The organism is Erwinia sp. E_sp_B01_1 (assembly GCF_036865545.1).
GTDB lineage: Bacteria > Pseudomonadota > Gammaproteobacteria > Enterobacterales > Enterobacteriaceae > Erwinia.
Window position 1 is genome coordinate 236029 of the sequence record NZ_CP142208.1, and the last position, 12175, is coordinate 248203.

Below are 12175 nucleotides of genomic sequence, written 5' to 3' on the forward strand. Positions count from 1 at the left end.
GTCCCCAGGCAAGCTGCTGTTACTCAGGCACAATCCAGCTGACTTTGGTGTGGCCGGTTCCGGACGGCACCAGATGCTTAAGCAGCCACGGCAGCACGTTGTTCATCTGCTTTTCCAGCTTCCACGGTGGGTTAATGACGATCATCCCGGAGGCGGTCATGCCAAAGCGATCGCTGTCCGGACGCACGCCCAGCTCAATCTGCAGAATGTTACGGATACCGCTGGATTCCAGCTCTTTGGTGATGCGTTTGATCTGCTGGCGCAGTACCACCGGATACCATAATGCGTACACGCCGGTGCTGAAGCGTTTGTGTCCTTCCAGTAATCCTTTCACCACGGCCTGATAATCGGTTTTCAGCTCATAGGGCGGGTCGATCAGGGTAAAGCCACGGCGGGAGAGCGGCGGCAGTTTTGACTTTAACTGCTGGAAACCGTCTGCACGCTCGGTACGGGCACGATCGTCCTTCAGGAACTCGTTACGCAGCATCGGGTAGTCGCTCGGGTGCAGCTCGGTCATGTTCAGCTTGTCGTAAGGACGCAGAAGATGACGCGCGATCAGCGGGGAGCCTGGGTAGTAACGCAGTTTGCCATTCGGATTCAGCGCTTTGATGCAGGAGATATAGCTCTCCAGCTCTGCCGGCAGATCGTCCTGCTGCCAGATGCGGGCAATCCCTTCCAGATATTCCCCGGTGCGCTCGGCGTGCTCGCCGCTCAGCTGATAGCGTCCTGCGCCAGCGTGGGTATCCAGATAGAGGTAAGGTTTATCTTTCTCATTCAGGGCGTTGATAATCAGACTCTGAACGGTGTGCTTAAGAACATCGGCGTGGTTGCCGGCGTGAAAACTGTGGCGATAGCTGAGCATTGTGTATCCTGTTGAATTTATAAGGTTTTAATTGATATTAAATCAGTTTTACCTCACGGATAACCTACAGAACGACGCGCAGCCACGGATGCAGGAAAAAGCATGAGAACCTTCAGAGGCCGGGATTATATCAGGGATAGCGGCAGGATGGGCTGAAAGCGTCATCACAAATTGAGGCTTTCGATCGCCATCCTGTCACGCCAGACGTTCCCACATCGGCCAGGTGAAAAACAGCAGGTGCAGCAGATTAAAAGCGAAATGCATCAGCGTGGAAACCCACAGTCTGCCGCTCCACAGCCAGGCAAGCCCGTAGATGAGACCGGCCAGCGTGGCGAAGCACACCAGCATTGGCCCGCCAGCGATATGCGCGAGGCCAAACAGCATTGAGGCAAGCAGCAATCCCCAGAGATTGCCAAGCTTCTGGCTCAGACGCTGCTGGAGATAACCGCGAAACAGCGCCTCCTCAGCCAGCGAGACAAAGAACAGGTTCGCCAGCATAAACGCACCCAGCCATTCGGGCAGATGCCTTTCCACTCGTAACCCTCCGGCCAGGGTCGCTACCAGCAGCAGCAGCGGCATTGACAGGATCAATATCAGCCACCAGAGCCTGTTTTTTGGCGCGGCAGCCGGGCGCTTCAGCAGCGTGGGCAGGCAGGCGAGCAGCAGGAAGGGGATCAGCGCCTTATCGAAATTGTAATAAAAGGTAGCTGGCGCACTTTCCGGCCCGGCTTTGACGTCGCTGATAATCATCAGGTTCGTGAACCCCGGGATCAGATGCAGCATCAGAGCTACAGAAGCGATCGCCAGAACCGCCTCGCCAGCCAGGGCCGCGGTGCCCGATGATTTCAGCCGTCCACGCCAGATGGCTACAGCACCCATAGCGATCAGCGCAACGATCGCCTGCCAGTGCAGGGTGTGATTGAAAATGGCCAGCACCAGCGTAATGAACAGCAGGCCCAGTGAAGCACGCAGGTGAAAAGGCAGAAAAAGCAGTGAGGCAGCAAAGACATACCACATACAAACACTCCGTGTAGATAACCCTGATGGCCGGGAAAACGGCAGGATTATGCGGTGACCCGGCGGAGCAGGCAACCGGAAAAGCGTACTGTCCGGCGTAAGCCGGGCCTGTAAGTGATACAGATCAATTTGCCGTTGTTAAAAGGAAAACAGCGAGAGTGCGGGCTGGTATAAGCACACCGTTTCACACCCTGCAGGGCAATTTCCTCACCGGGCCACCATTGATTTTCGCTACACTTAGCCTCATGTTAGCTTAATCGCGTGCTTAACTGCGCTACATACTTTTGACCATAACAAGGACTGCGCAATGACCAATCCGTTACTCTCAACTTTTACGCTTCCTCCTTTCTCCGCCATCAAACCAGAACACGTTGTTCCTGCTGTCACCCAGGCACTGGCCGATTGCCGTGCTGCGGTGGAGAAAGCGGTAGCCCAGGGCGCACCTTATACATGGGATAACCTGGTTCAGCCACTGGCTGAAGTGGACGATCGTCTGAGCCGCCTGTTTTCGCCAGTCAGCCACCTGAACTCGGTCAAAAACAGCCCGGAACTGCGTGAAGCTTACGAGCAGACGCTGCCGCTGTTGTCCGAATACAGCACCTGGGTTGGTCAGCATGAAGGCCTTTATCAGGCTTACCGCAATCTGAAAGAGAGCAGCTACGCCGATCTCAGCGCACCACAGCAGAAAGCGGTGGATAACTCGCTGCGTGATTTCGAGCTGTCCGGTATTGGCCTGTCAGCCGAAAAACAGAAGCGTTATGGCGAAATCGCCGCGCGCCTCTCCGAGCTTGGCTCGAAATACAGCAATAACGTGCTTGATGCCACTATGGGCTGGAGCAAACTGATTACCGATGTCAGCGAACTCTCCGGGATGCCGGAAAGCGCGCTGGGCGCGGCACAGGCTCAGGCAGAAGCCAAAGAGCAGCAGGGCTGGCTGTTAACGCTGGATATCCCGAGCTATCTGCCGGTAATGACTTACTGCGACAATCAGGCGCTGCGCGAAGAGATGTACCGCGCCTATTCAACGCGTGCTTCCGATCAGGGGCCGAACGCGGGCAAGTGGGATAACAGCGAGATCATGGCGGAAGAGCTGGCGCTGCGTCACGAGCTGGCACAGCTGCTGGGCTTCGACTCTTATGCGGATAAATCACTGGCGACCAAAATGGCGGAAAACCCGGCCCAGGTCACCGACTTCCTGACGGATCTGGCTAAACGTGCCCGTCCTCAGGCCGAGAAAGAGATTGAACGCCTGCGTGCCTTCGCCAAAAAAGAGCACGGCATTGATGAGCTGAATCCCTGGGATCTGACTTACTACGGCGAAAAACAGAAACAGCATTTGTACGCCATCAGCGACGAGCAGCTTCGCCCCTACTTCCCGGAAGAGCGGGCAGTTAACGGCCTGTTTGAAGTAGTAAAACGTATTTATGGCATTACCGCCAAAGAGCGCAAAGACGTGGATGTTTATCATGCCGACGTGCGCTTCTTCGATCTGTTTGACGACACCGGCGAACTGCGCGGCAGCTTCTATCTGGATCTTTATGCGCGCGATAACAAGCGTGGCGGGGCGTGGATGGATGACTGTGTAGGCCAGATGCGCCTTGCTGACGGTTCCCTGCAGAAGCCGGTCGCTTACCTGACCTGTAACTTTAACCGTCCGCTGAATGGCAAACCTGCGCTGTTCACCCACGACGAAGTTATCACTCTGTTCCATGAGTTTGGTCATGGCCTGCACCATATGCTGACGCGCATTGAAACGCCGGGCGTGTCTGGTATCAGCGGTGTGCCGTGGGATGCCGTCGAGCTGCCAAGCCAGTTTATGGAAAACTGGTGCTGGGAGCCGGAAGCGCTGGCCTTTATCTCCGGTCACTTCGAGACCGGCGAGTCACTGCCGGTTGAGCTGCTGGAAAAAATGCTGGCCGCCAAGAACTACCAGGCCGCGCTGTTTATTCTGCGCCAGCTTGAGTTCGGCCTGTTTGACTTCCGCCTGCATGCGGAATTTGACCCGGCCAAAGGGGCACAGATTCTGGAGATGCTGAAAGAGATCAAACAGCTGGTGGCGGTGATCCCTGCGCCATCCTGGGGCCGTTTCCCGCACGCATTCAGCCATATCTTTGCCGGGGGCTATGCCGCAGGATACTACAGCTATCTGTGGGCCGACGTGCTGGCGGCAGATGCCTACTCCCGCTTTGAAGAGGAGGGCATTTTCAACCGTGACACTGGCCAGTCGTTCCTGGATAACATCCTGACGCGTGGCGGATCGGAAGAGCCTATGGAGCTGTTTAAACGCTTCCGGGGCCGTGAGCCGCAGCTGGATGCGATGCTTGAACACTACGGTATTCAGGAATAGCGTGCAGTGAAGATCTGTTTAGTAGATGAAACGGGCGCCGGAGACGGCGCCTTATCTGTTCTGGCGGACCGCTGGCAGCTTGAGCACGATGACAGCGCACCGATGGCGCTGGTGATGACCGCCACGCATCTGGAATTACGCAAGCTGGATGAACCTAAGCTTGGCGGGATTTTTGTCGACTTCGTTGAAGGGGCAATGGCTCACCGTCGGCGCTTTGGCGGCGGACGTGGCGAAGCGGTGGCGAAAGCCGTGGGTATCAAGGGCGGTTATCTGCCTTCGGTGATTGATGCAACCGCGGGCCTGGGGCGTGATGCCTTTGTTTTAGCCTCGCTGGGTTGCCGTGTGCAGATGCTGGAGCGTCACCCCGTTGTGGCAGCCTTGCTGGATGATGGTCTGCAACGCGGCTATCAGAACGCGGAAATTGGCGGCTGGCTTCGTGAAAGGCTGACGTTGATCCACGCTTCAAGCCTGGAGGCGCTGGACGAAATGCAGGAGAAGCCGGATGTGATTTACCTGGATCCGATGTATCCCCACAAGCAGAAAAGCGCGCTGGTGAAGAAAGAGATGCGGGTATTTCAGACGCTGGTAGGTGCAGATAATGATGCTGATGGATTGCTGGGACCGGCCAGAAGGCTGGCGAAAAAACGGGTAGTGGTTAAACGCCCTGACTACGCGCCGCCGCTTGCTGGCATTGCCACTCAGTCTGCGGTGGTCACCAAAAGTCACCGGTTTGATATCTATCCGCCACTGGTCAGCGGCTGACTTTTCGGCCTCTTTCCTGCGGAAAAAAGCAGGGGCGGGATCGCTTCCGCCCCTTCCTCAACCCTGTAGCCCGGCGAGGTTACTCTTCTTCTTCATCACGCAGCGGCACAATCAGCATATCAATGTGCACAGTGTTGATCAGCTGGCGAGCCGATGACATCAGCTTGCTCCAGAAGTCCTGATGGTGACCACAAACCACCAAATCCACATCGTATTTTTTGATCGCGTCTACCAGTACCTGGCCCAGATCGCCGCTGCCGCTAAGGGTTTCGGAAATGGGATAACCAGCGCTGTTGGAGAGGTCAGTCAGGGCGGTGTGGGTTTCTTCAGAGATACGTTTTTGCATATCGCCAAGGTTCACATCGATCAACCCGGTATACAGGTCGGAATAGTTCACATCGACGTGGATCAGTGACACTTTGGCATCGTAAGGACGGGCCATGGACACCGCTTTGGCAACCAGCAGCTTACTTTCCGGGGAAAGGTCAACTGCAATCAGAATGTGTTTGTAAGACATAACGATACTCCTTTCATTCGTTGCGGAGAGTTCTCCGCCGACAAAGTTGTCTTTTTGCATCATAACACATTGAAATCTGTTGCTAATGTTTAATGCATCGGGGGTCGGTACCGCGCCTGAGAAGAGAGAACGTCCCGGCGCCTTTATTGTTTTCATCCCCATTATAGTCTTAATTGTTAACAGAAGGGCTGAGAGGCCGCGCCCTTTGCGAGCGGGATCAAAGTGAATTTTTCTCTTTTTCCTGTGGTTGCGTATAACATCGCTGGAAAAAATTAAACAAATCTCCTACACTGATAACAACGACCTGTTATGCGCTAATAACGGTCTTTCGGAACACCATTTCTGCTGGTTCAATGAGGTTATTGGCTGGTTCTCAGGATCTTCAGCGTATCCCGCTGAACATGTTCTTTGATGGATTGCCGGGAGGGGATCATGATCAGCACCATCGCGCTATTCTGGGCTCTTTGTGTCATCTGTTTGGTGAATATGGCGCGCTACTTTTCCTCTTTGCGCGCCCTTTTAGTGGTGCTTCGCGGGTGTGACCCTTTGCTTTATCAATATGTCGATGGCGCGGGGTTCTTTACCTCGCACGGGCAGCCGGTCAAACAGGTGCGGCTGGTGCGCTATATCTGGGCACAACGTTACCTTGACCATCATGATGAGGAGTTTATTCGTCGCTGCGAGCGTGTGCGGGGGCAGTTTATCCTGACCAGTTCGCTCTGTGGGCTGGTGGTGGTCAGTCTGATTGGGTTGCTTATCTGGCACTGATCTGACCGGCAGAAAACAAAAAGGGTGGGGACAAGCCCCACCCTTTTACTTTGGCAGCCCTCGCTTAAGAGACGAACTGCAACGCTATCCAGTAGAGCCCACCGGACAACAGTATCGAAATAGGCAGGGTAAACACCCAGGCCAACAGGATACTTTTGATGGTGCGACTCTGCACGCCTCCACCGTCGACCAGCATAGTACCGGCAACAGAGGAGGAGAGGACGTGGGTCGTTGATACCGGCATCCCGGTGTAGCTTGCCACACCGATAGAGACGGCAGCCGTCATCTGCGCGGACATGCCCTGTGCGTAGGTCATGCCTTTCTTACCGATTTTCTCACCGATGGTGGTCGCAACACGACGCCAGCCAACCATTGTTCCCAGTGACAGCGCTAACGCCACGGCCACGATAATCCAGATTGGGGCATACTCAACGGTGTTCAGCAGATCGTCTTTCAGCTTGGTCAGGAAACGTTTGTCATCGTTGTTAACGCCCGGCAGTTTCGCGGCCTTGTCAGCGGTATCAGAGATACACATCAGCAGGCGACGCATCTGCGCGCGTTGATCAACAGTCAGCTTGTCGTAGCTTTGCAGATTGTTCAGCAACCCCTGAGCCTGTTGAATGGCTGGCAGAGCACGCGCTGCATCGCAGTGGAACTCTTTCGGGCCACTCTTATACTCTTCTGGCGTGGGAACGGCAGGCGGTGCCTGCTGAACGATATGGGCCAGAGAATCAGAATGCTGCTGATAATACTGCTCCAGATGGTTCACGGCATCGCGGGTACGGGTGATGTCGTAGCCGGAAGAGTTCATGTTAACCACAAACCCAGCCGGGGCTACGCCAATCAGCACCAGCATAATCAGGCCGATACCTTTCTGGCCATCATTCGCACCGTGCGAGTAGCTCACGCCAATTGCCGAGACGATAAGCGCGATACGGGTCCAGAATGGCGGCTTCTTTTTGCCGTCGATCTTTTCACGCTCTGCAGGCGTCATATGAATACGGCGACGCTTTTTGTTACCGCTCCAGTAACGACGCAGGATAAACACCAGTCCGCCAGCAAGCACCAGGCCGACAATCGGCGAGATCACCAGCGATAAAAAGATGCCAATCATTTTGGGGATATTCAGCGCATCCACAACCGAGGTTCCGGTCACAAGTGCGTTGGTCAGGCCAATGCCGATAATGGCCCCGATGAGGGTATGGGAGCTGGAGGCAGGCAGACCGAAGTACCAGGTGCCAAGATTCCAGATAATAGCGGCAAGCAACATAGAGAAGACCATGGCGAGGCCATGAGCCGATCCCACATTGAGCAGCAGGTCGGTGGGAAGCAAATGAACAATAGCGTAAGCCACGCTCAGTCCACCCAGCAGCACACCAAAGAAGTTGAATACCCCGGCCATTACCACCGCCAGTTGCGATCGCATTGCTCGGGTATAAATCACAGTAGCCACCGCATTGGCCGTATCATGGAAGCCGTTGATGGCCTCGTAGAACAACACAAAGAGCAGCGCAAGCACCAGTAACAGGCCGGTATGGTAATCGAGACCAGCAAACAGATGTAACATAAGCGTTAAGCCATTTCAGGGACATGAACGCGGCGCATTATCAGCGAGAAACCGCGACCGGGGAAAGGGAAATATAGACTTTTTTTGACATTATTGTGTCAATAAGACCAAATCAGAAGATTGTTCTGCTTGAAAATCATCCGGTTGTAAAATGTTTCAGCCTGACACTTTTGTTACTCTGGCATCAGACGCGGCTTGTCACTACAATCACCGCTTTTCTGAGCAGCCCGGAGCGAGTCGTGGAAAAGTTTGACGTTATCATTATTGGCGCCGGTGCGGCTGGCCTGTTCTGTGCTGCTCAGGCGGGGCAGCGGGGCAAGCGCGTTCTGTTGCTGGATAACGGCAAAAAAGCGGGCCGTAAGATCCTGATGTCCGGCGGCGGTCGCTGTAATTTTACCAATCTCTATACTGAACCGGCGGCCTATCTCTCGCAAAACCCCCATTTTTGTAAATCTGCGCTGGCGCGATATACCCAGTGGGATTTTATCGATCTGATCAATCGTCACGGTATTGCCTGGCATGAAAAAACGCTGGGACAACTTTTTTGCGATGATTCAGCCCAGCAGGTTGTCGATTTGCTGTTAAAAGAGTGTGAAGCCGGGAAAGTGACGCTGCGTTTAAGAAGTGAAGTACTGAGCGTGGCGCGCGACGACGCAGGTTACACGCTGGAGCTGAACGGCAGCACGGTTCAGGCAGAGAAGCTGGTGATCGCCTCCGGCGGTCTTTCAATGCCCGGACTGGGCGCTTCGCCGTTTGGCTATAAAGTTGCCGAACAGTTTGGCCTGAAGGTTTTTCCTACCCGCGCCGGGCTGGTGCCTTTTACGCTGCACAAGCCGCTGCTGGAACAACTTCAGACCTTGTCCGGCGTGGCCGTGCCGTCCGTCATGACGGCTGAAGATGGCACGCTGTTTAAGGAAGCGCTGCTGTTTACCCACCGGGGCTTATCCGGACCGGCAGTGCTGCAACTCTCAAGCTACTGGCAGCCTGGCGAATTCGTCACCATCAATCTCTCGCCGGAACGCGACCTCGACAGCTTTATCACGGAAGAGCGTGAGGCGCACCCGAACCAGAGCCTGAAGAACACCCTGGCAAAAGTGTTGCCCCGTCGCCTGGTGGAGTGCCTGCAACTGCTGGGCAGCGTACCAGAATGCACCCTGAAGCAGCTGAACAGCCGCCAGCAATCCGGACTGGTGGCTTCACTGCACCAGTGGCGAGTGCAGCCTAACGGCACCGAAGGCTACCGCACGGCGGAAGTGACTCTCGGCGGAGTAGACACCAGCGTGCTCTCTTCCAAAACCATGGAAGCGCGGGATGTACCTGGTCTCTATTTCATCGGCGAAGTGGTGGACGTCACCGGCTGGTTAGGCGGCTATAACTTCCAGTGGGCGTGGAGTTCGGCCTGGGCCTGCGCTCAGGCTTTGTGAGTGGAACCCGGCCCGAAAAGCCGGGTTAATTTTTGTCAGCACCCCCTCAGGTTTTCGGGAATATCCAGAGATGCTTTTCTGGCAAGGCCAGATGGCAATGCTGCGGATCGCGCACCTCGTTGCCGTAGGCGCGAATAACAAAGTCATCACCCTGGGTGCGGAACAGATATTCCCAGCGATCGCCCAGGTACATGCTGGTCAGCAACGGCAGTTCCAGCTGATTCTCGCCCGGGCCGTCCGCCAGCACTACGCGCTCCACGCGGATTACCGCCGTGCCTTCCTGCCCCTGTTGAACGCCTTCACCCGCCTGGCCCCACAATGCCCAGCCTTTGCCTTCGATACGGGCTTTACCGTCGCGCAGTTCGGTGACTTTACCGTGCAGACGATTGTTACTGCCCATAAACTCGGCGGTGAACAGCGTTTTGGGCGAACCGTACATCTCCTGCGGGGTTCCCTGCTGCTCAATTTTGCCATTGTTAAGCAGCAAAATACGGTCTGAAATCGCCATCGCTTCGTTCTGATCGTGCGTGACCATCAGCGCCGACAGGCCCAGTTTGATAATCAGCTCGCGCAGGAATACGCGGGCTTCTTCACGCAGTTTGGCGTCAAGGTTCGATAAGGGTTCATCCAGCAGGATCACCGGCGGGTTGTAGACCAGCGCACGGCCAATCGCCACGCGCTGTTGCTGTCCCCCGGAAAGCTGATGTGGATGGCGTTTACCGAGATGGCCGAGGCCCAGCTGCTCCAGCACAGCCTGGACCCGTTGTGCAATCTCACCGGAGGCCACTTTGCGCAGCTTCAGCGGGTAAGCCACATTCTCAAAGACGGTTTTGTGCGGCCACAGCGCGTAAGACTGAAACACCAGACCAAGATTACGTTCTTCGGCAGGGATCTCACTCCGCGACGTGCCGTCGTATACTCTGTTTTTGCCGATGGTAATCACGCCCTGCGTGGGTTTTTCCAGCCCGGCAACGGCACGCAATAAGGTGGTTTTACCACTCCCGGAAGGTCCAAGCAGCGACACCACTTCGCCGCGCTTCAGATCCATGGAAACCCCCTTCAACACCGGATTGTCGCCGTAGGTTAAGTGCAGATTCTCGACCGATAATTCAATCATGTAATTTCACTCCAAAACGAAGGGCAACACCCAGGCCGACCACGACCAGCAGGATATTAATAAAGGAGAGTGCCGCGACAATATCAATCGCACCGGCGGCCCACAGGGAAACCAGCATCGACCCGATGGTCTCAGTACCCGGCGAGAGCAGATAGACACCGGTGGAATATTCGCGCTCGAAAATCAGGAACATCAGCAGCCATGAGCCGATCAGTCCATAGCGCGACAGGGGAATGGTGACGTGACGGGTGATCTGCCCACGGGTTGCGCCAGTGCTCCGCGCAGCTTCTTCCAGCTCCGGCCCTACCTGTAACAGGGTCGAAGAGATCAACCTCAAACCGTAGGCCATCCACACCACGGTATAGGCCAGCCAGACGCTGAAGATGGTACTGCGCAGCGAACGCAGCCAGACCACCAGATTGTCACGCAGCCACTGCGACCACGCCATATCAGACAGCCAGCCGGATTTCAGCGCGTTATCAAGCCACATCGGCAGGAACAGGAACACCCACAGGAACGCCAGACCCGCCAGCAGGCCGGGAACTGCACGGGGTACCAGTACGCTGTAATCAAGGAAACGCGTAACGTTATCCGGTTTACGGTGCATTGCGATGCCAATGAACAGATAACAGGCGACCGCCAGCGCACCGCCAAACACCCCTATTGCCATGGAGTTCACAATGGCCCGCAGCAGATTCGGCTGTTCCCAGATCGTCCGGAAGGTACCGAGCGAGAGTTCATCCCAGATTGAGACACCCACGCCCCAGTTGGAGATAAATGCGCGCAGCATCACGCCAACCAGCGGCACACCAATGGTGACGGTGAGCCAGAAAGCCACTACACCACCCGCCACCCAGCGCCATTTCCCTAACGGCAGGGCGCGGGCCTGCGAAGCTTTGCCTTTAACCGTCACAAATCGGTTAGCCGTGCGCATCAGCCGGCGCTGCAGCATCACCAGCGGGATGGTGATACAGATCAGCACCACCGCCACAGCGGCCATCAGATGATAGGAAGGCGTGCCGAGTTTGTTGGTCAACTGGTACAGATAGGTCGCCAGCACCAGGTTGCCTTCAGGGTCGCCAAGCACCAGCATCAGGCCGAACACTTCCAGCCCAAGGAAAAACAGCAGCACGGTGGCGTAAAGCATCGACGGGCGCACCATCGGCAGACTCACGGACGTCATGACCTGCAGGGGGGATGCCCCGGCGGTACGCGCGGCCTCTTCAACATCTGACCCCACGCTGCGCAAGGCAGAGGAGATATAGAGATAGGCATGCGGGACGTGGGTCAGACCCGCAATCACCACAATGCTCGACATGTCGTAGATATTCCACGGGATAAACCCAAACAGGGATTGCGCCCACAGAGAGAAGAACCCTACCGGCCCGGCGGCTACCACGTAGCCGAAACCCAGCACCATCGGCGACACGAAAATCGGCACCAGGATCAAGGGTTCAATCACGCGTCGGCCCGGCAAATCGGTACGAACCATCAGGAACGCCAGAATACCGCCGAGCGGAATAGCGATAACCACTAACCCGAACGCGAGGATAAAGCCGCTTTTCAGCGCCCGGTAAAAATCAGGATCGGTAAAAATAAATTCGAATGATTCCAGGCTCCACTCTTTCGACGGCGAAAAGAACGGCGCGGAGAGAAAACTTTGGATCACGATGAACGACAGGGGAACGTAGATAACCAGCGTTGTTATCAGCACCACAATGCCGCGTGGCAGGCTCTGCCACTTTCTGCGCAATGCACTCATATTTCTACCCTACGGTTATTCCAGAACAGCGG

10 protein-coding genes are annotated in these 12175 nt (G+C 55.7%); 4 read left to right on the forward strand and 6 right to left on the reverse strand.

All coding sequences use genetic code 11. The annotated features are described in order from the left end of the window. Positions 1 to 19: 19 nt before the first annotated feature. Both VRC33_RS01060 and VRC33_RS01065 read right to left on the reverse strand, forming a co-directional pair. The gene (locus VRC33_RS01060; RefSeq protein WP_338559976.1) at positions 20 to 862 is read right to left on the reverse strand and encodes a 23S rRNA (adenine(2030)-N(6))-methyltransferase RlmJ; all 843 of its coding nucleotides are present in this window, start codon (positions 860 to 862) and stop codon (positions 20 to 22) included. 195 nt (positions 863 to 1057) lie between these two features. Then, entirely contained in the window at positions 1058 to 1879 is an 822-nt protein-coding gene (locus tag VRC33_RS01065) for a CPBP family intramembrane glutamic endopeptidase (RefSeq protein WP_338559979.1), read from the reverse strand. A gap of 307 nt (positions 1880 to 2186) precedes the next feature. On the opposite strand from VRC33_RS01065, the gene prlC reads away from it, so the two are divergent. Beyond that, the gene (gene prlC, locus VRC33_RS01070; protein ID WP_338559981.1) at positions 2187 to 4226 is read left to right on the forward strand and encodes an oligopeptidase A; all 2040 of its coding nucleotides are present in this window, start codon (positions 2187 to 2189) and stop codon (positions 4224 to 4226) included. Between the two features lie 6 nt (positions 4227 to 4232). Then, complete coding sequence (gene rsmJ, locus VRC33_RS01075) at positions 4233 to 4988, forward strand: 16S rRNA (guanine(1516)-N(2))-methyltransferase RsmJ (RefSeq protein WP_338559983.1); 756 nt, start codon at positions 4233 to 4235, stop codon at positions 4986 to 4988. A gap of 79 nt (positions 4989 to 5067) precedes the next feature. Here rsmJ and uspA read toward each other — a convergent pair whose 3' ends face one another. Then, complete coding sequence (gene uspA, locus VRC33_RS01080) at positions 5068 to 5505, reverse strand: universal stress protein UspA (RefSeq protein WP_338559985.1); 438 nt, start codon at positions 5503 to 5505, stop codon at positions 5068 to 5070. A gap of 432 nt (positions 5506 to 5937) precedes the next feature. Between uspA and uspB the strand changes: the two genes are divergently transcribed. Continuing rightward, a complete protein-coding gene (gene uspB / locus VRC33_RS01085) occupies positions 5938 to 6273 on the forward strand; it encodes a universal stress protein UspB (protein WP_338559988.1) in 336 nt (111 codons plus the stop codon). 64 nt (positions 6274 to 6337) lie between these two features. Here uspB and pitA read toward each other — a convergent pair whose 3' ends face one another. Beyond that, the gene (pitA, locus tag VRC33_RS01090; RefSeq protein WP_338559990.1) at positions 6338 to 7840 is read right to left on the reverse strand and encodes an inorganic phosphate transporter PitA; all 1503 of its coding nucleotides are present in this window, start codon (positions 7838 to 7840) and stop codon (positions 6338 to 6340) included. Positions 7841 to 8079: 239 nt separating this feature from the next. On the opposite strand from pitA, the gene VRC33_RS01095 reads away from it, so the two are divergent. Continuing rightward, complete coding sequence (locus VRC33_RS01095) at positions 8080 to 9264, forward strand: NAD(P)/FAD-dependent oxidoreductase (RefSeq protein WP_338559992.1); 1185 nt, start codon at positions 8080 to 8082, stop codon at positions 9262 to 9264. A gap of 46 nt (positions 9265 to 9310) precedes the next feature. Here the strand turns inward: VRC33_RS01095 and VRC33_RS01100 are convergent, their stop codons facing one another. Further along, positions 9311 to 10381 (reverse strand): ABC transporter ATP-binding protein, encoded by a 1071-nt coding sequence (locus tag VRC33_RS01100; protein WP_338559994.1) that lies wholly within the window; start codon positions 10379 to 10381, stop codon positions 9311 to 9313. Then, the gene (locus VRC33_RS01105; RefSeq protein WP_338559997.1) at positions 10374 to 12143 is read right to left on the reverse strand and encodes an iron ABC transporter permease; all 1770 of its coding nucleotides are present in this window, start codon (positions 12141 to 12143) and stop codon (positions 10374 to 10376) included. Before VRC33_RS01105 ends, VRC33_RS01100 begins: the two co-directional genes overlap by 8 nt. Between the last annotated feature and the right edge of the window lie 32 nt (positions 12144 to 12175).

Bases quoted from the DNA above. Each gene is read 5' to 3' on its own strand.
- uspB (WP_338559988.1), top strand. From the start codon at position 5,938: ATGATCAGCACCATCGCGCTATTCTGGGCTCTTTGTGTCATCTGTTTG.
- VRC33_RS01100 (WP_338559994.1), bottom strand. From the start codon at position 10,381: ATGATTGAATTATCGGTCGAGAATCTGCACTTAACCTACGGCGACAAT.
- VRC33_RS01105 (WP_338559997.1), bottom strand. From the start codon at position 12,143: ATGAGTGCATTGCGCAGAAAGTGGCAGAGCCTGCCACGCGGCATTGTG.
- VRC33_RS01060 (WP_338559976.1), bottom strand. From the start codon at position 862: ATGCTCAGCTATCGCCACAGTTTTCACGCCGGCAACCACGCCGATGTT.
- pitA (WP_338559990.1), bottom strand. From the start codon at position 7,840: ATGTTACATCTGTTTGCTGGTCTCGATTACCATACCGGCCTGTTACTG.
- prlC (WP_338559981.1), top strand. From the start codon at position 2,187: ATGACCAATCCGTTACTCTCAACTTTTACGCTTCCTCCTTTCTCCGCC.
- uspA (WP_338559985.1), bottom strand. From the start codon at position 5,505: ATGTCTTACAAACACATTCTGATTGCAGTTGACCTTTCCCCGGAAAGT.
- VRC33_RS01065 (WP_338559979.1), bottom strand. From the start codon at position 1,879: ATGTGGTATGTCTTTGCTGCCTCACTGCTTTTTCTGCCTTTTCACCTG.